The organism is Anatilimnocola floriformis (genome assembly GCF_024256385.1).
GTDB lineage: Bacteria > Planctomycetota > Planctomycetia > Pirellulales > Pirellulaceae > Anatilimnocola > Anatilimnocola floriformis.
In genome coordinates this window covers 136,110-158,836 of the sequence record NZ_JAMLFW010000001.1, presented here as the reverse complement: position 1 = coordinate 158,836, position 22,727 = coordinate 136,110, and the positions used below count along the sequence as shown (strand labels likewise).

Annotated in this window: 18 protein-coding genes; 5 read left to right on the top strand and 13 right to left on the bottom strand. The window is 58.3% G+C overall.

Annotated features, from left to right (window positions below; genetic code table 11):
- Positions 1–26: 26 nt before the first annotated feature.
- The 4 genes from M9Q49_RS00615 to M9Q49_RS00600 all read right to left on the bottom strand — a co-directional run bounded on the left by M9Q49_RS00615 (position 27) and on the right by M9Q49_RS00600 (position 5,509).
- Entirely contained in the window at positions 27–1,409 is a 1,383-nt protein-coding gene (locus M9Q49_RS00615; protein ID WP_254506611.1) for a hypothetical protein, read from the bottom strand.
- Positions 1,410–1,468: 59 nt separating this feature from the next.
- Positions 1,469–2,245, bottom strand: coding sequence for a cytochrome b N-terminal domain-containing protein (locus M9Q49_RS00610; protein WP_254506610.1), 777 nt, complete (start codon positions 2,243–2,245; stop codon positions 1,469–1,471).
- A 94-nt stretch (positions 2,246–2,339) separates the two neighbouring features.
- Complete coding sequence (locus M9Q49_RS00605; protein ID WP_254506609.1) at positions 2,340–3,380, bottom strand: QcrA and Rieske domain-containing protein; 1,041 nt, start codon at positions 3,378–3,380, stop codon at positions 2,340–2,342.
- 440 nt (positions 3,381–3,820) lie between these two features.
- Positions 3,821–5,509: an Nramp family divalent metal transporter gene (locus M9Q49_RS00600; protein ID WP_254506607.1), complete on the bottom strand. Its 1,689-nt coding sequence runs from the start codon at positions 5,507–5,509 to the stop codon at positions 3,821–3,823.
- 222 nt (positions 5,510–5,731) lie between these two features.
- Between M9Q49_RS00600 and M9Q49_RS00595 the strand changes: the two genes are divergently transcribed.
- On the top strand, positions 5,732–6,445 hold the full coding sequence (locus tag M9Q49_RS00595) for a hypothetical protein (protein WP_254506606.1): 714 nt from the start codon (positions 5,732–5,734) through the stop codon (positions 6,443–6,445).
- Between the two features lie 14 nt (positions 6,446–6,459).
- Here M9Q49_RS00595 and M9Q49_RS00590 read toward each other — a convergent pair whose 3' ends face one another.
- The 3 genes from M9Q49_RS00590 to M9Q49_RS00580 form a co-directional block, all read right to left on the bottom strand.
- Positions 6,460–7,362 (bottom strand): hypothetical protein, encoded by a 903-nt coding sequence (locus M9Q49_RS00590; protein ID WP_254506604.1) that lies wholly within the window; start codon positions 7,360–7,362, stop codon positions 6,460–6,462.
- Positions 7,363–7,365: 3 nt separating this feature from the next.
- Positions 7,366–7,842, bottom strand: a complete 477-nt coding sequence (locus M9Q49_RS00585; protein WP_254506603.1) for a hypothetical protein — start codon at positions 7,840–7,842, stop codon at positions 7,366–7,368.
- Between the two features lie 167 nt (positions 7,843–8,009).
- Complete coding sequence (locus M9Q49_RS00580; protein WP_254506602.1) at positions 8,010–8,285, bottom strand: hypothetical protein; 276 nt, start codon at positions 8,283–8,285, stop codon at positions 8,010–8,012.
- 284 nt (positions 8,286–8,569) lie between these two features.
- Here M9Q49_RS00580 and M9Q49_RS00575 point away from each other — a divergent pair, with 284 nt between their 5' ends.
- Positions 8,570–9,805 (top strand): CotH kinase family protein, encoded by a 1,236-nt coding sequence (locus tag M9Q49_RS00575; protein WP_254506601.1) that lies wholly within the window; start codon positions 8,570–8,572, stop codon positions 9,803–9,805.
- 15 nt (positions 9,806–9,820) lie between these two features.
- Here M9Q49_RS00575 and M9Q49_RS00570 read toward each other — a convergent pair whose 3' ends face one another.
- From M9Q49_RS00570 to M9Q49_RS00560, 3 genes are read right to left on the bottom strand one after another with little or no spacing between them, the layout of a single operon-like run.
- Positions 9,821–11,251, bottom strand: coding sequence for a DUF1501 domain-containing protein (locus M9Q49_RS00570; RefSeq protein ID WP_254506599.1), 1,431 nt, complete (start codon positions 11,249–11,251; stop codon positions 9,821–9,823).
- Between the two features lie 21 nt (positions 11,252–11,272).
- Positions 11,273–11,956, bottom strand: coding sequence for a hypothetical protein (locus tag M9Q49_RS00565; protein WP_254506598.1), 684 nt, complete (start codon positions 11,954–11,956; stop codon positions 11,273–11,275).
- Positions 11,957–11,965: 9 nt separating this feature from the next.
- On the bottom strand, positions 11,966–14,431 hold the full coding sequence (locus M9Q49_RS00560) for a PSD1 and planctomycete cytochrome C domain-containing protein (RefSeq protein WP_254506597.1): 2,466 nt from the start codon (positions 14,429–14,431) through the stop codon (positions 11,966–11,968).
- 197 nt (positions 14,432–14,628) lie between these two features.
- Between M9Q49_RS00560 and M9Q49_RS00555 the strand changes: the two genes are divergently transcribed.
- Positions 14,629–15,654, top strand: a complete 1,026-nt coding sequence (locus M9Q49_RS00555) for a dipeptide epimerase (protein WP_254506596.1) — start codon at positions 14,629–14,631, stop codon at positions 15,652–15,654.
- Between the two features lie 332 nt (positions 15,655–15,986).
- Here M9Q49_RS00555 and M9Q49_RS00550 read toward each other — a convergent pair whose 3' ends face one another.
- On the bottom strand, positions 15,987–18,053 hold the full coding sequence (locus M9Q49_RS00550) for a hypothetical protein (protein WP_254506595.1): 2,067 nt from the start codon (positions 18,051–18,053) through the stop codon (positions 15,987–15,989).
- A gap of 36 nt (positions 18,054–18,089) precedes the next feature.
- A complete protein-coding gene (locus M9Q49_RS00545; protein ID WP_254506594.1) occupies positions 18,090–20,198 on the bottom strand; it encodes a hypothetical protein in 2,109 nt (702 codons plus the stop codon).
- Between the two features lie 98 nt (positions 20,199–20,296).
- Here M9Q49_RS00545 and M9Q49_RS00540 point away from each other — a divergent pair, with 98 nt between their 5' ends.
- The gene (locus tag M9Q49_RS00540) at positions 20,297–20,620 is read left to right on the top strand and encodes a hypothetical protein (protein ID WP_254506593.1); all 324 of its coding nucleotides are present in this window, start codon (positions 20,297–20,299) and stop codon (positions 20,618–20,620) included.
- The gene (locus tag M9Q49_RS00535) at positions 20,617–20,976 is read left to right on the top strand and encodes a hypothetical protein (protein WP_254506592.1); all 360 of its coding nucleotides are present in this window, start codon (positions 20,617–20,619) and stop codon (positions 20,974–20,976) included. The genes M9Q49_RS00540 and M9Q49_RS00535 overlap by 4 nt, the downstream gene beginning before the upstream one ends.
- Here M9Q49_RS00535 and M9Q49_RS00530 read toward each other — a convergent pair whose 3' ends face one another.
- Positions 20,977–22,305: a DUF1501 domain-containing protein gene (locus M9Q49_RS00530; protein WP_254506591.1), complete on the bottom strand. Its 1,329-nt coding sequence runs from the start codon at positions 22,303–22,305 to the stop codon at positions 20,977–20,979.
- Between the last annotated feature and the right edge of the window lie 422 nt (positions 22,306–22,727).

Here is a 22,727-nt window from a genome sequence, read left to right as displayed (position 1 = left end):
CAGGCAATCCTGGCAAAAAACACTGGCTAGAAATTCATCATGTATTCAGGCAGCGCGATGAAGTACTTCAAGTTCACCGTCCACCGCGCCACCATCTTCAGCGGCAACAGCATCATCATCAGCAGGAAGTTGGTCATCACCATGTAGCGAATGAAGCCCATCCGCACGAACAGATGCTGAAAGAACTTGCTGAAGATCACGAGCAGCGGCGGCAAAATGGTCAGGTAGCTGATCACCAGGAAAATGCCGGGCAATTCGCGATAGATGTTGTAGCCCAGCTTGGTCGCAAAGGCCGAACCCTCGGGCGCGGCCGGACGACTGCTGTGCATCAAGTTAACCCAGAAATACTCGGATAGATCGACGTTATTGAGTGCCTCGACCTTGTGCGTATCCCAATACTCAAACGGCCCGAAGAAGTTCCAGTTGGGACCTCGCAAGAACGTACCCATCACGATGAGAGTGACCCACAGCACGAGAAAGCCGAACTGGAACGTCACGTAGGCAAATTTCCGCTGATCGATCGTGTAATAACCATTGCCAGCCTTGTTGAAATCGATGTAAGGGATGGCCATCAAACCACCCACGACCATGCCCGGCAGCACCACGCCCGCCATCCAAGGATCGTAGTACACCAGCATTTCTTGCAGACCGAGGAAGTACCAAGGGGCCTTTGACGGATTCGGCGTCTTCACGGCCGAGGCGGGCTCTTCGAGCGGAGCTTGCAGCGAGATCGCCCAGACAAACATGAACGCGGTGAGCGCGACCATGCAGATCAGTTCGGTGTAAACCAGGTCCGGCCACACGAGCACTTTTTCGTTGTCGAGCTTTTCCATCGGCTCCAGGCCCTGCTTGGCCCGGTCGTCGTTGATGACGGCCTGATAAGCACCCAGCCAGGTGAAATAACCGAGCAAAAACATCAAGCCCACGATCGGCACGTTGTCGGGCTTCATCACGATTGAGGCAAAGTCTTGATTGGGCATCGACATGCCCATCAGCAGCATCGAGATATTCAACAGAACCCAAGCCACCGTCGGCTGCACAAAGAACCGCCGGAACCAGAACAGAAAGCTCAGCAAGGCGAGCGAACCGAGCGTGTACACGGTCGGATTCATGTACTTCGTCGTCAGCCCCACCACAAACTGAGGCATCGTGATGTAGTGAACCAGGTCCGCCGAACCGCTATAGGCAAGGGCCGACATCAACAGCAGGCCGATCGAAACGATCAACCAAACAATCGACGTCGTGAAGGGGAACTTCGCAACCGGCAGCTTGAAGAACGCGCGATCGCGGCCCGACTGCCAGATGACGAGCGCAACGGCTGCGTTCATCACCGACATCAGCAAATAGTACGAACCGAGAAACGCGGCAATCTTGCCGATGAAAATCCCAGCTGGTTCGTGTCCGTGCATCGCTGCCTGCCATTCGCCTGAACTAGTTCAACAAACCAAAACCAACATTCCAAACCGAACTACAACGGCCCGCTGATACCGCCGTCTTTGCGGATCCGCCAGAAGTGAATCGCCATCAAGAGCGACGCCGCGAGCGGGATCGCCACGCAATGGAGCACATAAAAGCGGTTCAACGTTTCTTCACCCACGAAGCGAGCCCCGAGCAAGCCGAAGCGTGCATCCGAAGCGTTCGTGATCATGTTCACGCCGTCAATCTGCAGGAACATGGCGCCGGGACCTTCGTAACCCAAAATTGGATGAGCGCGGGCCATGTTCGAACCCACCGTGATCGCCCAAATGGCCAACTGATCCCAGGGGAGCAAGTAGCCGGTGAACGATAAGAGCAGAGTAAGCAGGAGCAAGATGACACCAATCACCCAGTTAAACTCTCGCGGTGGCTTATAAGACCCCGTGAGGAACACTCGGTACATGTGGAGCCAAACCGTGATCACCATCGCGTGAGCACCCCAGCGATGAATTTCGCGAAGGATACCGAGCGAGGTGACATCGCGGAGCGCCAGAATATCGTTGTAAGCCCATTCCAGCGTTGGCCGGTAATAGAACATCAACAACACGCCGGTGATCGTCTCAACCAGAAACAGGAAGAACGTCACACCGCCCATGCACCAGGTGAAGCTTAGCGCGATGCCTTGCTTTTTGATCGAGACCGGATGCAAGTGCAGGAAGAAGTTGGTAAGCATCACGACGATGCGATTCCGCCGATCAAGCGGAGCCGGGTGCCGGAAGATGCTCTTCCAAATCTGCGATTCGCGGATGATTTCGCCGAGCGTTGCCATATAGATCAGAATTCAGTAGTTAGGTCGCCAAACGGAAGCTGCCGAACTGCCACCAGCCAATCAAACCAGACCGGATACTCCCGGCAAAAAACAATTAGACCGGCACGAACGAGGCCGCGTCTTTCCACTGGCCCTGCTCTTGATTGAAGGTGCGGCTCTTATCGACTTCCAACTGACCGTCGTCGGCCAGGCTGATGGCGTAACGCTCGAGAGGCCGCGGCGCGGGACCTTCGAAATTGATACCGTCTTTGTAGAAACCACTGCCGTGGCAGGGACACTTGAACTTCTGTTCGGCTTCGAGCCAGTTGGGCGTGCAACCCAGGTGCGTACACACCGACTTGAGGGCGTAAATCATCGGCCGCCCTTCGTATTCATAGCGAACAATCCACACGCCGAATTCGGGAATGAACTTGGTCTCGACCTGGCCGGGACCAAAGTTCGACGGCGAGCCGACCTTAAACTTCGTCGGGGGCTCGATCAAAATATTCGGGAACATGTAGCGAGCCAGACCGAGGACCCACATCACTTGCGTGACCGCGAGCGACGTGAAACCAACGGCCAGCGACGAACCAAACAGCGCGCCACCGATGGCAGCCATGAACGTGCGGCGCGAAGGATCGTCATTGGTCGCGGCAGGCCGGGCAAACTCGGGCTTGGCCGGCATCGGCGGAGCTTCGAGCTTCTTCTTGGCCGGCGGGGCAATCCCCTTCTTCTCAGCTTCGGCCTTCGAAACCGGACCAGGCTTCGCACCCTTGCGGGCGGCAGCGAGAATGCTCGCAGTGTCTTTGGGAACCGCAGCAGCCGTGGCCGCATCGGTTTTCGGCGGTGCCTTTTTCTCTGCAGCAGGAGCAGCAGCGGCGGCCGGCTTGGCAGCGACTGGCGCGGCAGCAGCGGGCCTCGGAGCCGACTTGCCAGCCTTCGCGGCGGCCAGAATATCGGCCACGCTCATGCCAGCAGTTTTCACCGGCTTGATGGGAGCAGCCGATTCACTCGCAGCGGGAGCGGCTTCCGCGGCAGCGGGCGCATCTGCAGGAGGAGCCGCTTCAGCGGCAGGAGGCGGAGCATCCGCAGGTTTCTTGGCCGGGCCACCACGGGCAGCCGCCAGAATTTCCTCGACCGACATTTTTTTGGCCATAACGCCAAGCCTTTGCCCACAAATGCTTCGCCCCGTCGGGCAAAGCTATTAAACGGGAACCGTCGTTCCCCCGTGTTGTTAATCACCGTCAGCAATCGCAAGCTGCTTTCCGGAAGCAACTTACGACAAAATCAGGATCGGCCCAGAACCTTGTGAAGTTTTTCACAAGCCTCTTTGTACCGTTTTACCTGGTTCTCGCTTTCTGTCAACCACCCCAAAGCAGGTGAGGCTGCGCAGGCAGCTCGGCCCGACAGTTCCCACCAACTCTCCATTCAGGAAGGGCGTAATCTATCCGCGCCAGTAGAAAAGGTGAATCGGGTGAGGGAATGGATTTTTCGGCCGTTATGGGACCCAGCTGGAATGCGCCTTGCCACCGCCGGTATTTTCCGAAAAAACCTTGGCCGCGGCGCTCGCCCGGCCCTGAAATCGGCTGCTTGGGCTTACTTTTTCGGCCAAACCAAAGTCTCAATTTGATTGCGCAGGGCATAAACAGCCACGGCGGTGATCGACACAAACGCGACCCACAGGCAAATGTCGATCAGCAGTGACGGCGTGAGTCGGCGGTCGAGCTTGCGGTAGCGGAAGTAAAGCGTCGTCGCCGAAATAATCGGCAGCGTCAGGGCCTGGCCGAAACCGCCGACCACGACCATGAACTTCGGCTCCTTGAAGCACAGAAAGAGGACCAGAGCGATAATCGGAATCAGCACCGACACACGCTGAATCACCCGCGACCGCTGACCCGGCGCGGTGTACTCCACTGCTTTGTTCAGCACGAGAAAATCGGCAATCAGCCGGCCGTTGCCGGCGCTCGCCAGATACAGCGTCTTGAAGAGAACGGCCGCAGCGCCGATCAGGAAGACCAGCTGTGTCCACGTGCCGAAGGTGCCGGTGAACATTTTCGAGAGGGTCTCGATCATGTCCTTGCCTTGGGGATTCAAGCCCTGTGGATAGAGTACGGCTGCGCCCATGAAGTAGAAAGCGAGTGTCGAGATGGTGAAAACCACCATGCTGACCCAGGCATCGAGATACATCACACGAATCCAACCCTTGGCGCGATGTTCCCAAGCGGCCGTCGGCTGTTGCTGACCGGTGTAACGGGCGTAACCTTTTTCCAGGCACCAGTAGGGGTAATAGAAGAGTTCTGTCGCTCCCACGCCCGTGATGCCGAACACGCCGAAGGCCACCATGATGGCATCACTTGGCAATTGGCTTTTGGGCGCTTGGCTCTTAGGTTCCTGCTCATCCTTGGGCGTTTGGTCACCCTTCGGCGATTGATCCTGTTTTGGCGATTCGTCATCCTTGGGAGCTTGCTCGCCCTTTGGCGTTTGCTCATCCTTGGTTGATTGCTCGTCCTTCGGCGCTTGCTCCTTGGGCAACTGGAAGGTTAGCCCTTGAGCCACTTCGCCCCAGCGAATGGGATAGTCAGTAAACGGCAGCGCGCACGTCGCCGTGACCGTCAGCAACGTCACACTCACGACCAGAAATGTTGTGACGATTTCGATCCGCCGATAATTACCGCTCCACAGCAGCGCAATCGCTGTGATGCAGGTGAGAATCGCCCACGGATATTCAGGCCGATCGAGAATCGACTTGCTTAAAGCAGGCAAAATTCCTTCCACCGAGTTCGCCAGTTGAATCGAGGCCTGCGGAAAGGCCAGGTTGAGCGACTGCCCCACCGTGCCGGTCATCGCGCCGAGCTGAAAGATGGTCGAAGCCATCATCACGAACCACCACCACACGATCCAATGCGCGCCGAAGTGCGGCCCGCCCAGTTCGTTGATCGCACCCAGCGTCGGCTTGCCCGACGAGATGGCATAACGGCCCAGTTCGGTTTGAACAAAGACCTTGATCACACAGCTGAACAAGATCAGCCATAGAAAAATAAAGCCCTGCCTGGCTCCCAGCGAGGTAGTGAGGAGCAGTTCGCCCGAACCGACAATCGTCCCAGCGAGAATAATGCCGGGGCCAATCTGGCGCAGTGCGGTCCAGAGCGAGGTCGGTGGATCTTGCACCGCCTCGGGCGGCATTTCGTAAGGATCGAACCGACTTTTTTCGGGCTTCGCCTGCACCGCGACGTCGGGATAGCCCTGAGGGCTGGCGCTGGAATCTAGCTTCTTTTTGTCAGGCATCGAGCACGTCGGGAGAGGCGGGCGACGGGGAGGAAGTTCAGAGTCTAACTCAAGAGCACAGCCGAGTCGAAATGACGGTGGCCAAATTCAACAGAATCCAGCTCGCCGGATTTCGGCTCCGTTACTTTGCCGCCGTCCAAGCTTGCGGCGGCCCGACGTGGAACCGATAATAGTCCTGCTGAACGCTGGCCTTGCCTCCCCTCTTTTCTCAGTTGGTCAACGATGTCGGACATTGTGTGCAGTTGCTCGGCTTGTAACGCCAGGTTCAAAGTCGGCGGACAGTTTGCCGGCAAAAAAGCTCGTTGCCCCAAATGCGCGACCGTCGTCGACATTCCCGTCGAAGGCGTACTGCTCAGTGAAGAGACCGAGGTTGCAAGCTCGCCGCAAGTGAGCGTTCGCGCTCCGGTAACCGCGGCGGCGACTGCCAAAGGTGGCTCCAGCGGATCGTTTCCCGCGCTGCGCACGGCCGCTCCGATCGCGGTCGCCGAAAGCAAACCAAGCAAAAAGGAATCTAGCCCTGCGCTCGATTTCCCTCTGGACACGGGCAATGGTTCGGGCGGCTTCGAACTGAAATTGAACTCGGCCCCGCAACCGACTGCAGCGGCAAGCGCTCCCACGAGCGCGACCAGCAAAGCCAAGACGGGTGTTCAGCCTGCGGTGAGCAACAACAAGAAGGCTGCCGCGAATGCCGCACCACCGCCGCCGACACAAAAGCAAAAAGAAGAACGCAAGCTCCGGTTCTTCATCCTCGCCGCCGTCGCCGGCGCGTTGCTAATCGCTGTGCTGTTTGTTGGTGGTCTATTGTTGCTGCTGCAACCCGGCAAGTCCTCAGGTAAGAAGGCGACTGCGACCAAGAAAGCTACCACCACTTCAAAAATGCCTCTCAGCAAAGCCGCCGCCGGCACCAAGGCGCCTACGAAGTCGAAGAGCAAGTAAACGCTCGCCAATCTTCAAGCACGGACGAACAGTCGTTTGCAGGCCGCCAAGTCAGCGGCAGGTAGTTCAGCCTGCCGGATCGCCACTCGCTTGCCGAACAGCAGCTCATTGATCATCAGCGACTGTCCGGGCATTTGAAGTTCATAGGCCGAAAGAAACGCGCACGGCGGCTCGCCTTCGACTGTTTCAAATTGCTCGAGCGTCAACATGCAGTGCGCAGTGTGGAGCTTGTGCTGCAGGGGTGTCAGCTGCCACAAGACCTCTGCCAGGCAGTTCTGCCGCCGCGCCAACTCTAGTCGTTGCGATTGGCCATGCGCTATCGTGGCGTACGAAATTTTTCCCCATCGGCCTGGCGCTTCATCGAAGGCTCGCGACGCGGCGCGCAGGCCCATCACCGAAGTGAGATACAAAACCAGCGCCCACTCACCTAAGAACATGATCAGGTTCGTGGACGCCGCTGGCTTGCGATTCGGTGCGCCTGCCTCTTTCAAACTGCGCGTGGCATCGTTCCGGAGGCGAAACGCAACATGCCCGGGCAACGCATCGAGCCGCCACAGCATGTGGTTGCCCGTTTGGCGGGCCAAGTCAAACTGGTAATACCCCAGATACATCGCACTGCCGCAACAGGCCCCCAGCGCCATTCCAAGCCAACGATTGCGACACTTGCCCAGACGAATCGCAAAATAAACCGCCGCTGCCACGACAATCGAAGCAGCAATGGGGACGATCATCGCCAGGTAGTAGCCGGCTGCAAACAACTGCGCGAGCACCGCCGCTACGGCCAGCGAGACTGCGATGCAGACCAGCGCTGCCAGCGGAAACAAAACCGGATCAACCCGGCCCGAGGAAGCGCGCAGAGAATGCGACTCCGCCGGATCGAGCACGGGTGACGCGTAAGGATTGCTCGGCAGGGCCATGCCTTACTTTGCCTTCTCTGCCAGCGACAACGTAATCAAGAGCACATCGGCAACATCACCGGGCGTCTCGGCCGGCGCGCTGAAATTCACGCCGTGCGTCATGCCAGCCGTGCTGACGTACAGCCGCTTGTCCTTGCTGTAGGTGATCGAAAACGTGTGGCCGCCGACAGTTTGCTCCTTCGTCCACTGGACCTGATCCATGGGCACTCGCGCGGCGGCGTTCATGTAGCCGCCACCCAGCCGCGGCGCGCCCGGCTTGGTCGCGACGCCAATGTCGTAATAGATTTCGAGCCCACCTTTGGCCGTGATCTTGCCGGGGCTGCTATCGATGCCTCGTTGCGTTTCGTGCTTCGCACCGGCTGGCAACGTGATTTCAAAACCACCCGCGAGCGCGGTCTGTGCCGAGGCAGTGGAACTCATCAATCCACACACGAGAAAGAGGACCGTAATGACGCCGCTCACCACAATTCTGCGCAACATGGATTCGTAGCTCCCTTGGAAATAAAACCAGAGGGAGCAGCGTAACACGCCGCCGCAGCGAAGTCCCGTTTAATAATACATGTAGCTGAATTCGCCAGAATTCCGAGGCCGGCAGTTGGAAGTAACCTCGGAGTTCTGGCGAACTCAGCTACAGACATCCCTCGCGCTTACCCCGGCGTGAGCTTCATCCCCGCAATGATCCGACTCAGGATGGGCTCGTCTGCATCAAACTGCTCCGCGCGGCGAATTTCGATTTCGGCGAGCGGCGCAATGGGAGCGACGTTGTCCACGATCGTATCGCGCGCCTCAGGATCGAGAACTCCCGGCATCTCCCAACCGCAGTTCGCACAAACCCAAGCCGCCTCTTGATGATCGGCCGCGAGATCGCGCTTCAGCGGCAGGTGCATGCCGCAGCGTGCACATTCGATGGCTGCATGATCCATGTTCAACTCCTTTAGTAGTTCTGCCCCGAACACTCCCTCCGAAGTGAGGCAAGGGCCGTACCACTGCGGCCTGCACCGTTCTTGCAGTTCATTCAGAGGATGCTGCCACTACAAAGCGATTGGCCCGAATATGCTGAAGTGCAGCCTGGCTGCCTTTTCATCACCCTGGTCGCCCATCAGCAGCGGCTGTCGACTCTCTGACGTTGACAGTCCCACCTGTCGCAGACGATAGTCAGTTTGTAGCGAAGCTAACGCCTTTTCCTTGTTCTACTCCGAATATTGCTATGAAGCCCGTTCCCGCGACAGCCATTCGTTTTCTGGCCCTCTGCAGCATTTTTTGCACGGCTGCCGCAATCACGGCGCAACAGCCGAAGACGCCGGCCGGCACTGCGGGAAAAGATGACACCAAGAAGGGTTTGCCGAAGGTCACGAAGCCGGTGATCAAGAGGGACGAAAGCGATCTCTTCTTCGATCCTGCCCGACCGCAGATTCCTTTTTTGAAAATCGAGCTCACGCCCGAGAACATGGCCAAGTGGAAGGCTGCGCCGCGAACCTACACGCCAGCCGTGATGATCGAAAATGAAAAGAACAAATTTGACGTCGAAGTGAAGGTGAAAGGTTCGGCGGGCAGCACTCGTGATATCGACGACAAGCCCGCGATCACCATGAAGATCAAAGGGAAGGACGTAAAGTTTCATGCAATGGACAAGATCCATCTCAACAACTCGGTGCAGGATCCGGCGTTCATGTGCGAATGGCTGTGCGCTTCGATCCTCAAGGACGCCAACTATCCGCACACCCGCGTCACGCACGCCCGCGTGATGTTGAACGGCCGCGACCTGGGCATCTTTGTGCTCAAGGAGAGCTTTGAAGAGGAGTGGATGAAGCGGCACTTTCCCGATCTGACCGGCAGCTTTTATGAGGGCGGCTTTCTGCAGGACATCGACCAGAAGCTGGTCAAGCACAGCGGCGATCCTGCCGAGGACAACAGCGACCTGACCGGGCTATTGAACGCTTGTCGCGAGCCGGATGAGAAGAAGCGCTGGGCCGAACTTGAGAAGGTTCTCGACATCGACAAGTTCCTCACGTTCATGGCGATGGAGCTGATGATGTGCCATTGGGACGGCTATTCGGAGAAGCACAACAACTATCGCATCTACTTTGCCCCGCCGAGCAAGAAAGCGATCTTCGTGCCGCACGGCATGGATCAAATGTTCGGCGATGCGAACTACTCGGTCTTCCACGTGCCCGATTCGATCGTGGCCAATGCGGTCTTCAGCCGCAAGGAATGGCGGTTTGCCTATTTCGAACGCGTGAAGCAACTCACGCCTCTCTTCAGCCCGGCCCGCCTCAATGCCAAGGTCGACGCTCTTTATCCGCGGCTGGCAGCGATCGCCAAAACCACTAGCCCTGCCGCGGCGCAACAACTCGACGAACAGATCCGCAACTTTAAAGACCGCGTGCTGAAGCGCGGCGATGGCATTGTTCAGCAAATCCGTGACGTGCAGTCCGGGAAGTAAGAGGCTCGCAGCCGATTACGCAATGATCTCGCGCACCACGCGGCCGGCGACATCGGTCAAACGATAATCGCGTCCGGCATGGCGGTAGGTGAGCCGTTCGTGATCGAGGCCGAGTAGGTGCAAGATCGTGGCATGGAAGTCATGCACATGCACTTCGTTGGCACCGACGGTGCAGCCATGCTCGTCGCTCTCGCCGTAGCTAAAACCACCCTTCACACCGCCACCAGCCAGCCAACTGGTGAAGACTTCGGCGTGATGTTCGCGGCCCCGCGCGTCCTTGCCGGTGTTGAACGGCGTGCGGCCGAACTCGGTAGTCCACACGACCAGCGTCTCATCGAGCATGCCGCGCATCTTCAGGTCTTTGAGCAGACCCGCGATCGGCTGATCGACGTTTTTCGCCAGCGGCCCGTGAGCCCCCATGTCGCCGTGTGAGTCCCAGTTGTTCGATGCGCCCGTATCGATCAACTCGATGAACCGAACGCCGCGCTCGACTAGCCGGCGAGCAATCAAGCACTGCCAGGCAAAGCCCTTCGCACTGCCCCGCGGCAGACCATACATCTGGTGCGTCGCTTCAGTTTCCTTCGACAGATCGAAGGCTTCCGGCGCCTCGGCTTGCATGCCGAAGGCCGTTTCGAATGATTTGATCCGCGCGGCGAGATTGTTGTCTCCCGCACGATCGGCCAAATGACGACGGTTGAAGCCCTGCGCGAGACCAATCTCCATTTCCTGTAATTCGACCGCGGCCTGCCGACGCTTGATGTTTGCAATCGGCTCGGCGCCGGGCGTGACGAGCGTTCCTTGATGGCAACCCGGCAAAAAATCGGAAGCCCACACCTGGCCACCCGCGTACGGCAGATGCGGCGCGAGGACCACAAACGACGGCAGGTTCTGATTGATCGTGCCGAGACCGTGACTCACCCAAGCGCCGATGCTCGGCCGCGCGAACGTCACCGAGCCCGTGTGAATGCCGAGCGTCGCCTGAAAATGATCAGGATGGTCGCTCCGCATCGAGCGGACCAGGCACAAATCATCGGCACAGGCAGCGACATGCGGAAAGAGTTCGCTGATCCACAGCCCCGATTGGCCCCGCTGTTTGAATTCCCACTGCGGCTGCTTGAAGAACTTCTCGACGACGCGATTGTTGGGCGCAAACGCGGCCAGCATTTTCTCCGGCACTTGAAAGGCTTTGTTGTGATCCTGGACTAGCGCCGGTTTGTAATCGAACGAATCGACGTGCGACGCGCCGCCGCTCATGTTGAGAAAGATCACGCTTTTCGCCCGCGGGGCAAAATGCGGCGCCTTGGGCGAGAGAGGATCGACGTCGCTCTTTCGCGACGCATCATCGGCCAGCAACTGCGAAACGATGCCAGGCATGAGGAGCGAACCGGCAACGAGCGATTGAATCACGCCGCGGCGAGATTGCAAATTGGATTGATCGTTCGACATTGTTAAATCGTCCCCGTGAAACTAACCCGATTCTTGCAATCCCCAAAACCAATCGCGCGGCTTGTTCAAATCATAGGGCCACAGCGTTCCCACCTCTTGGCGGTTGGCCACGGCTTCGGCGCTCGGCTTGTCGGGTGCGACGGGCCATTGATCGCGACAGGCTTGCATTAAGCGCTGAATCTCCGCGGAACCTTCCAATCGTCGCACCACGTCCGCAAACTTCCACGGATACAAATAGCCGTTACCGGAAATCGAAAGAGCGAGACAACCCGTGATAATCGGTTCTTCGCCGCCCAGTTCGTAGCATTGCACGGGGCCAATCGAGAGCGACAAATAGCTCGGCCAAAAATCGATCTTGTTCTCGGGCGAGCCGACTCGCGTGATCGGCTGAACAACGTCGTCGCGCAACCGATCCAGGCTGACGAAGGCGCGATAAATGGTTTCCTTGCGTCCGGCCAGCTGCTGCGTCATCATCTCGACCGTTTTGAAATCTCGTGAGTCGATTTCGCAGTCGAGGTCAAAGATGCTGTCAGTTTCATAGTCTTGGTCAATGGCTTCGCCGAACTTGACCTTGAGCGAAAGATGGTTGCCACCATGCAGCGTTTGCGTTGCAGTGACTGCGGCAATCCACGCTGCCAATTCTGCGCAGGTAACAACCGGTGGAGCGCCCGGCCGGTAGTAAACGAGTCCCGTGTAAAAGCCCATCGCTGTTCCTTAATCCACAAACGCAAATTCGTTGCTGCTAAGTATCGCTCGCGCGAGCGCCGACCACGTATCACCATCGACTTGCGGTGGCGGTACGCCACGGGCGGTGAGTTTCTCGCGATAGGCCTTCAGGAACTCACTGCACTCGCGGGCTTCGTCGGCGCTCGGTGAACGTGTCATCGTCAGCTGATAGATCGTTTCAATCCGCGCTGGTTCGTCCGATTTGGCAGCAATCACGCGGGCAGCGAACTTCGCGGCGCTCTGATGAGCAAACGGATCGTTGAGCATAAACAGAGCTTGCAACGGCGTGGTACTCGGCAATCGAACTGCCGTGCTGGAGCTTGGGTCAGCGCCGTCGAAGATCGCGAGGTAAGGATTCTTTTTGAGCCGTTGCTGCATCAGATAAATGCTGCGGCGTTTGGTTTCGTACACGGCGTTGAACGGATTGTGCTGCGTCCAGCCCCAGGTGTGCGCCGGCGGAAAAGGATGTGCGCCGGCCGGTGACTCATCGAGTTCGCCGCTGACCATGAGGAGCGAATCTCGCAACGACTCCGCATCAAGTCGTCGACGTGTGTACCGCCAGAAGAGTTCGTTGTTGGGATCGACTTTGCTACTCGCGGCAACGTCGTTGCAGCTCAGTTGCCAAGTGTGCGACATGAGAATGAGCTTGTGCAGCGACTTCAGCGACCAGCCGTTCTGCACGAGTCGCGATGCGAGATAGTCGAGCAGCTCGGGGTGCGTCGGCGCTTTCCCTTGCTTGCCGAAGTCGTTGGGCGTTTCGACCACGCCGCGGCCGAAGTGGTATTGCCAGACACGGTTGACGATCACGCGGGCGGTAAGCGGATTTTCCGGAGCGGTAATCCAATGGGCCAATTGCAGCCGACCGCTGTTGCCCTTGGAGTCAGCGGCCAACTCTTGGCCGCCGAGGATCGCCGGGAAGTGCCGTTGCACTTCATCGCCGAGGCGTTTGGGATCGCCACGCAAATGCACCTTCGCATTCGCTGCCGCCGTTTCGGCAACCGCGTAGGCGTTGCTGATCACCGGCTTTTCTTTCGCCGCGGCTGCGTGTCGTTGCTGAGCTTCTTTCAGTAGCTTTGTTGCTTCGGCGACCTTGGCTGCTTTCTCGGGAGTCTCTTCGGCCTTCTTCGCTTCGGCTTCGGCGGCTTGCAATTGCGCGACTTCCGCCTGCAGCGCGGCGAGTCGTTCTTGATGCGGTTTGTTTAGCGCGTCGATTTGTTCCGCCGTGAGCAACGGCACGAAATCGACTTGTTCGCGGCCCACTTCGGCGCCGGGAAATGGATAACGCGTGCTACTGAAGATGCCGTACAACCCGTAGTAGTCGCTGACCGTGAACGGATCGAACTTGTGATCGTGACAACGAGCACACGCGATGCTCGTCCCCAGCATCGCGCGGCCGACGTTGTCGATGGTGTCCTCCAGCGTCAGATGATGTTCCCCCATCCGATCGCCTCCAAACCGCCGCGCGATAGCGAGATAGCCAGTTGCCGTGACACGCTCGAACCGCTGTGCGTCATTCTCACTCGGCAGCAAATCGCCGGCGAGTTGTTCGCGGAGAAATTGATCGTAGGGCAAGTCACGGTTGAGCGCGGCAATCACCCAGTCGCGATACTTGTGCGCCTGCGGCACGGGATAGTCCGACGCGTTGCCGCAAGTATCGGCATAGCGCACCACATCGAGCCAATGCCGACCCCAACGTTCGCCGTAGCGCGGCGAGGCAAGCAGCCGATCGATCACGCGCTCCCACGCCTGCGGCGAATCATCGACAACGAACGCCGCCATCTCCTCCGGTGTGGGCGGCAGGCCCGTTAGATCGTATGTGACTCGCCGCAATAGCGTTCGCTTATCTGCATCGGTCGCAGGAGAAACGGCAACTACTTCCATGCGCGCGAGTGTGAAGTTGTCGAGTGCATTTCGCGGCCAAGCTGTGTTCTTCACTGCCGGCGGCTGTGGATCTTTCACCGGTTGAAACGACCAGAACTTGCGGCCTTCTTCCAGACTCATGCCCGTTTTCGGTCGGGCGGCTAGATCTGTCGTGACGGCAACACGCGGATCGGCCGCGCCCATCTTGATCCACGCGGCCAGGTCGTCGATCTGTGCTGCCGAGAGCTTGCTTTCAGGCGGCATCTTCAAATCTTTGTCGTTCTGCCGGACAGCGATCATCAGCAGACTCTTTTCCGCATCGCCGACGATGATCGCCGGACCGGAATCGCCGCCTTTGAGCAGCGCCGCCCGCGAATCGACCGTCAGCGAGCCTTCGTTTTTCTTCTTCTCGCCGCTGTGACATTCATAGCAATGCGTGACAAAGATCGGCCTGATTCGCTTTTCGAAAAACTCGAGTTGCTCCGGCGTGGGTTGCTCGGTCTTGTCGTCAGCGCGAACACGCGACTGCACGCCGAACAGCAAGCCAGCGAGCAGCAGGAGGGAAAAACAGATTCGTCGGCGGGAGGAAACCATAAGGCGGGAGTTCTCGCTAGAATCGAGCGGGCAGGCAGGTGTCACGCTAGCCAACCGGCGCGGGGCTGTCAATTTTACCACAGTCGCCTTTCACTCCGTGAAAGGACGCGTCTTTGGCAAGTCGGAATTTTGTTGCCACTCAAACCGGAAGCAGACGCGTTCTTTCGCGGAGCGAAAGACGACGATGAGCGACTCTCATGCAACTCAAACTCCACTCGTTCGATTTACCGCTCGCACACACCTTCACCATCTCGCGCGAGTCGATCAACACCCAGCCGACGTTGATCGTCGAACTGCGTGACGGCGAGCATCGCGGCTACGGCGAAGCGACGGCGAATAAATATTACGGCGCGACGATCGAAGCGATGACGCAGCGGATCGAAACGTTGCGGCCGATGATTGAGACCGCGACGTGGAATCGGCCTGAGGAACTTTGGCAGCAATTGCAACCGGCGCTCGCGAGCGATCCGTTTTCGCTCTGTGCGATCGATCAGGCGGCGCATGATTTGTGGGGCAAGCGCGCGGGCAAACCGGTGTATGAAATGTGGGGTTTGTCGACCGCGAAAATTCCCGCGTCGAATTACACCATCGGCATCGATACGATTCCCAAAATGCTCGAGAAGCTGCAGGAGTTTCCCGATTGGCCGATCTACAAGATCAAGCTCGGCACGGCGAACGACATTGAGATCGTGCGTGAATTGCGCAAGCACACGTCGGCAACTTTTCGCGTCGACGCCAACTGCGGTTGGTCGGCGGAACAAGCCCTCGAGTATGCGCCGCAGCTGAAAGCCCTCGGCGTGGAGTTCATCGAACAGCCGTTGCCGGCCGATCGCTGGGAAGACATTCGCCGCGTCCGCGAGTCGATCGTGCTGCCGATCATCGCCGATGAAAGTTGCATTGTGGAAAGCGATGTCCGCCGCTGCGCGGGATTGTTTCACGGCATCAACATCAAGCTGGTGAAGTGCGGCGGCCTCACTCCCGCTCGAAGAATGATTGCCGAGGCGCGGCAACTCGGCCTATCGGTGATGGTCGGCTGCATGACCGAATCGACCGTCGGCATCTCGGCCATCGCCCAATTGCTGCCGTTGCTTGATTACGTCGATATGGATGGCGCGGTGTTATTGGCGAAAGATATCGCGACCGGTGTGCGCGTCGAACGGGGGATTTGTCATTACCCCGATGCGCCGGGGACTGGCGTGCAGTTGCTGGCCCGGGCGGTTTAGGCGAGGCCGAGTTCATTCATCGATCGCGGAGCGTTCGACGACTCACAGTCGTCGTTCAGTCCCTGAACGATGGCCGAGGGCAACCTGCCGATAGCCGCCGAAAGAGCGCCGCGACTTTCGGCATTTCGGCGAGTGAAGTTCGCGCAGGGAAGTCTTCGAGCAACCCGCAGCACACTGCAGGTCCAGCGGCATTTGGCCGAACGCGGAGCGATTCGGCGACAATAGGTCCACTCGCCAACAGCCGGAATATCGCTGGCGCTTATTCCTGGGCGCGCGGCAGGGCTTGGCTCCATTCATCGACCGCAGAGCGTTCGACGACTTGAGGACGACTCTTATTCTAAATTCGCCAGGATCGCAGCTTTGGTTTGATACGTGTCGCAGTGGCGGCGGAATTCGGCGCGATTGAGGATTTTGGTCACATACACTTCGGCGAAGACCGGCGCGGTCAGGCGGCACTCGCGCTCGCGAAAGACTACGCGCGGGCCGGTGTCGGCGGCCGGTTCCTTGCCGTCCGCATCGATGATTTTCGTCGCGGGATGCCGAGCGTAGCCAACTAAGCTCGACACTCCCTCCCAGCCCAGCATCAGCCAGACCTTCGTTTTCTTCCGCTGCAGATCATAAAAGACTGGTGCCATCATACGCGAGTCCGTCGCAGTATCGGGATCTGACGGCAAAGCAGCGACCCACCGGAGAAATCCGACGGACTGTTCGTCGGCTGATTTACCGTTACCGATTTCGGCTGCATTCGCTTCTTCTTTTAAGCCGCAATTGCGACAGGCAGTGAAATAAGCACCGCCGAAGATGCCGGCCATTTGATCGAGCTCCGCGAGCAGGTTCATCTCGACTGGGCCGTCTGCGGTCTGCCTGCGCATCTTGGCAACATTGTCCTGACCGAAGATTTCGATCAGCACGCCGCGCACGAATCGATAAGAGGCCGCCCGCCGCAAGTACATCGTTGGCAGCATTTCGACTTGAGGATCGGGCGAGACAACAACAATCTCCCGTTCGATCTTCGGCCCACGGTCCCCCGGCGCCGAACCAAGTCGGCTAGCTCGAAGTGGCTTGATGTGAGTCTCGCGCATCAGGGCATAGCTTCCCTTGAAGAGTTCCTCCAGATGCTTAAGGTACTCGCTGTCCGGGGAAAGCCGGAACGCTTCGGGCGATTGGTCGTAACGGACGAGCGACTCGAGCGACCACAACTGATGGTCATACCAGCCGGAGTCCTCGCGGGGCTGAAACGACAGCCGGCCGTCCTTGAGTCGCGTGATGACTTCCGTCATCAAGTCGAAATTCGCGGGTACAGGCTGAGCCGCAAACAGCCGCAGGGCGAGATCGGTTTCGTGACTGCGCGACGGCGGCAGAAAACTGATTTGCCCCAGTGTCTTGAAATCGGGGGTTTTTCCGGCGTCGAGACTGGCGAGCACTTCGCGATAGCCAGCGCCGGTCAGCTTGTTCGTTAGTCGCTCGTTCAAGCGAAGCATCTTCTCGTAGCTCGCGCGGGCGGCCGTATCGGCGGCGAGTGCCTTGCCGATCGCGAGGATGCCGGCGCCATTTTGCGTGGAATCGAGTTCGCTTTGCAGTATGCGATCCTGCTGAAAGATGGCTGCAAGTTCCTTCGACCAGGTGTAGAAGCCGATCGGTTTGCTCTGCTTTTCATCCGCGAGGAAATTCGCCAGTGCCTGTTTTTTGAGATTGGCAATTGCGGCAGGAGTCGGCGGAGCGTTGCCGCTCAATTCTATCGCGGCATGGAGCACTGCCAGTGGAGTCCCGCCGGCATCCGCCTTCACGGCTGCTGCCAGTCGCGGCAACCAATCCTTTTTGCCGGATGTCGCGTCCAGGCCGTTTTGCAGCGCGAGTTCAACGGCAGCGTATAGGCCGTCATCGAACTGCTTCCCCTTCTGAATCAACATCGCCGCCGACGCACACTCGGGTTGCCAGGCCAACCACGGCAATGGTTGTTGTGTCTCGGCCAGCAACTTGAGTTGATTCGTCGGCACCCAGCCGCGCAGTACCTCGCCGTTTTCCACAATTGCGACTTGCACCAAACCCTTGTCTTCCTTCGTCACAAACAGAATGCGCCCCTTCTTGAGCCGCGCAAGCACCTTGTTAGATTCCTGGAGTGGAACGTCATCCGCAATGACTTCGACGGTGTTACCCCGTCCAATCTCATCAGAAATCGAATCTTCCTTTTTGGGAATTCGCACGCTCAGGATCTGTTTTGACCGATCGAACTCCAGGGTATAGCCCTGCCTCGTTTTGATAACCGGCTTCACCACCGCCGGTTGAATACGCGCCAGGACTTCGGGAGACGGACGTGGCGGAAGTGTCAGCGGAACTTCCTGTGCCGACCCAAGAGAGCAGGAAACGAAGACGATAAGCCACAGAAGACCAAAACGCATGACAACCTCCATGAGTCGAAATAATTGCTCTGTTCTCTATTCCAAATTCGCCAGGATCGCAGCTTTGGTTTGATACGTGTCGCAGTGGCGGCGGAATTCGGCGCGGTTGAGGATCTTTGTTACATAAACTTCGGCGAAGGCTGGTGTAGCGAGGCTGCAGTAGTTCGAGCCGAAGTGAATTTCCGGGCCGGTGTCGGCTGCCACTGGTTTGCCATCACGATCGGTAACGGTCACCGTCGGCGTTTGTGCATAACTGATCGTGCTCGAAGCTTCTTCCCAGCCGAGCATCAGCCACACTTTGTTTTTACCCCGCTGCTGATCGAAGAAGACCGGCGCCATCATCCGCACGTCGGGCGCGAGATCGGGATCGGAACGAAGCGCAGCCAACCACCGCAAGAAGCCCACTGCTTGCTCGTCGGCCGTTTTACCGTTGCCGATTTCAGCGGCGGCTTCTGCGGGCATGCCGATTTCGCGACAGGCGGTGATGTACGCGCCACCGAATAGTCCGGCCAGTTGATCGAGTTCTTCCAGTAGGTTTGTTTCGACAGGTCCGTTCGCCGTTTGCCGAAACATCTTCGCGACGTTTTCCTGGCCGAAGATCTCGATCAGCACGCTACGCGCAAAGCGATAGGAGGCTGCCCGCCGCAGATACATGGTCGGCAACAGTTCCACATGCGGGTCAGGGGTGATGTAAACTTTTTCGCGCTCGATCATCGGTGGCGGCGCGGCCGAGGCTGGCGCGGGGTGATCGAGTTGTTTGATATGCGTCTCGCGCATCAGGGCATAGGTTCCCTTGAAGAGATTCTCGAGATGTTTGTGGTACAAATCGTTCGGCCGCAGCCTGCTCGCCTCAAGCGACTTGTCGAAGCGGACCAGTGATTCAAGGGACCAGAGTTGGTGATCGTACCAACCCGAGTCGGCTTGGGGCTGAAACGACAGCTGGCCGTTTTTTAGCCGCGTGATGACTTCGTTCATCAGATCAAAACCCGCCGGGATTGGTCGATCGCCGTAGAGCCTCATAATGAGATCGGTCTCGTGACTGCGCGACGGCGGCAGCAAGCTAATCTGCTCATTGGGATCAAATTCCGGTGTCTTGCCGGCATCAATTGCGGCCAGCACATTGCGATAGCCGGGCCCTTTGAGCTTGTTCGTCAAACGTTCGTTCAGCCGCATCGTTTTTTCGTAGCTCTCGCGGGCGGAGGCATCGGCGGCGAGGGCCTGACCGATGGCTGTGATGCTGGCCGCATTGTGTTTCGCCAACACACTGCTCTGCAGCATTCGGTCCTGGCGGAAGATGGCTTCCAGTGGCTTTGACCAGGTGTAGAAGCCGATCGGTTTGCTCCGTTTTTCATCGGCGAGGAATTTGGTGAGCGCGTCACTTTTGAGTTTCGCGATCGCTGGCGGAACTGGCGGCGAATTGCCGCTCAGTTCAGTCGCGGCAAAGATTGTCGCCAGCGGAGTACCGCCGGCATCGGCTTTCACCGCGGCCGCGAGTCGCGGCAGCCAATCTTTTTTGCCCGTCGTGGGGCCGAGTCCGTTTTGCATCGCTAGCTCTACGGCAGCATACAGGCCATCGTCGAACTGCTTCCCTTTTTGAACCAGCATCGCTGCCGAAGCGTACTGCCCGCCTTGGTTCAGGCTCTTGTGCAGCGGACGATCTTCGGCGACGGGCTTGAGGTTTTTCTTCTGCACCCAACCGCGTAGAACTTCTCCGTTCTCCACAATTTGCAGCTGGACCCAATCCTGGTTCTGGGCCGTGGTGTAAAGAATGCGTCCCTTCTTCAACCGGGCGAGAACCGTCGTCGTCTGCTGTAGCGGCGCACCCTCGGTCACCACTTCCACCGTCTGATACGCTTCGACTTGCGGCGAGATCCACAGGTCCTTTTTGGGAACGTTGACGGCTAGGATCTGTTTCGACCGATCGACCTCAATCGAGAACTCTTGCCGGGTTTTGATCACTGGCTTGGCGGCCGGCGGTTGAATGCGCGCGAGCACTTCCGCAGGTGGTGGCGGCGGAAGTTTTGCGGGTGCATCGGGCGGCGGTTCGGGCTGTGGGGCTGGCGCGGGTGTCACGGCCAGCAATGTTGAGACAACTGCACCACAGATCAGCGCGCAAAAGAGAACAGCAATCAAAACAAGTCGCATGGCAGGCTCCGCGAAAAGAAAAGCGAATAGGCCAGCCGGCCATTGTAGGGTTATAGTAGGACGGTCGCAGCTACTATCATTTGCTTCCAGTACATCTGATGAAACTTCCGCACCTTCACCTGCGCGATTTGCTTTGGCTGCTGCTGGTGGTCGGGCTCGCGCTGGCGTGGTGGAGCGATCGCCGCGAAGCTGACAGGCTGCAAGTTGCCGCGGAGCGCCTGGACGCTTTGGCACTCCAGAGTGCTGAGGCCAGGTTTTTGGTAGCCGAAACCGAACAGGCCATGGTCGATAATATTGTTCGCAAAGCTCCCGGTGCAATTTCCCAGACCGAAGTGCAACTCACTAAAGCGCGATTCCAGGCCGCCAAGATGAGGCTGGAGACGGTTCGCACCAAATCAAACGCGGGAGCGGCCAAAAAGTGAGTGGCGAACTACCACCAACGGAACGTCGTGGAAAACTTCGTCGCTTCTATTGGCGCGACGTTTTCTGGCTGTTGCTGGCAGTCGGGCTGACTTGGGCATGGTTGCACGAACATGTTCGCGTTCGTCGCCACACCGCTGCAATTCAAGCAACCAAGCAGTACGTAGATGTGCTGCCACTAAAAACGGCCCAGGAGGAGTTGCGACTCGCAGAGGCGGAATTTGCCCAGCAGCAAATCTTGCGACTGACTGTGGATTTCGGTCGGCAAGAATATCGCCGCGCAGAATTTCAACGCAACGCTGCCAAGATCGAGTTGCAAAAAGCTCAAGTGAATGCCGAGCTTGGGTCATCCAAGTAGTTACATCCACTCTTTAATCGGCTTTCCTTCGAGCAGCCGGATCGGCCGGCCGTCGGGGGCGTTCACCATCAGGTCGGTTGGGATGCCAACCTTTGAGTAGATGGTGGTGACGATGTCTTCGCTCAGGTATTCGTCCTTCGTGACGAAGCCACCTTCGTCGTCGGTCGAACCGAGCACCGTGCCGCCCGGAACTCCGCCGCCGGCCATCATTGCAAAGCCAGACGTCGCCCAGTGGTCGCGACCGCTGGCCGAGTTGATCTTCGGGGTGCGGCCGAAGTCGGTGAGCCACACGACGAGCGTAGTGTCGAGCAGGCCGCGATCTTCCAGATCTTTCACCAGCGCCGGCAAGCCTTGGTCGACAGGCGGAATGCGGGTGTTCTTCAGCGATTTGAAATTGTTGGCGTGCGTGTCCCAACCGCCGTCGGTCACGGTGACGAACCGCACGCCGGCTTCGATCATGCGACGAGCGAGGAGCAACCCCTGGCCGAATTTGTTGCGGCCGTAGCTGTCGCGGAGCTTGTCGTTTTCTTTGGCAAGTTCAAAAGCGCCTTTGGTTTCTGGCGCGGTGATCATGTTGAGCGCGGTCTTGTAGTGCTCATCGAGCGCGGCGTACGCGGCTGGCTGCAGATCGGCTTGCCGCTGGATCTGATCGACCGCGGTGAGCATTTTGCGACGGCGATCGATGCGCTCGGAAGTGACGCCACTCGGCGGCGTGATGTCGCGGACACGGAAATCTTCCTTGCTCGGATCGGCAGCGATTTCGAACGCACCATGCTCAAGACCAAGCAGTCCCGGTTGGCCACCGCCGAAGCGGCGGTCGACTTCGGTGCCGACCTGAATGAACGGCGGCAACGCCGATTTGAATCCCTTGTGATAACTGACGACCGAGCCCATCGTGGGATAGCGCACGGCTTGGTTCATCTTGCGGCCCGACATCACATATTGATCGGCGGCGCCGTGGCTGCCGTTCTGCGGATTCCAACCTCGCAGCAGCGCGAAGCGCTTCATCTCTTTGGCAAACGTGGGGACGATCTCGGTGAACTTCACGCCAGGAATAGCCGTGTCGATCACGCCATATTCGCCGCGCACATTGACCGGCGCATCGGGCTTGGGATCGAACGTGTCGTGATGACTCGTGCCGCCGCGGGTCCAGACGAGAATGACATTGCACTGCCCGAGCGACGACTTACCCGCCGCCCGAGCGGCCGATTGCAGGCCGAGCAAACCAGGCAGTGACAAACCGAGACCGCCGAGCGCGCCAACCTGCAAAAAGCTGCGGCGAGAAACACCTTCACAATCGCGCGTCCGGGCGGGGAAGAGATTCAACATGCGGCACCTCAGGTGGGGAGGCTAGGAGGGCACTCGGGTGGGAGCCGAATTGATCCATTCGGCAGCGCTTATCGTATCCGATCGGTTTGGCGGAACGCAATTGTTTTTTGAAAGTGGCGGTGGGTGCAAAGTTCGGGGCTAGGCTTGATATTAAGTGGCCAACTGTATACTATTCTCAGTTGGCGAAATTTGATTGCACGAGCAGGCGACGCGACATTGCAGCACGCCAGCGATCAGTCGGGCTTGTTGTGACCTGGCAGTCCACTTCGTTGTGGCTCGAGGTGGTTTTGTTGTGAAACTGTTGTATTTGGGGCCAAAGTGTTGTGAGAAAACAGGGGCTGTTTTTCGCAAAGTGTTTGACCGAAGTGGGTTGCGAGATTTCAGGAGCTGAAACAAGTGTTGTGAGGTTGTGTCCCTTTCAA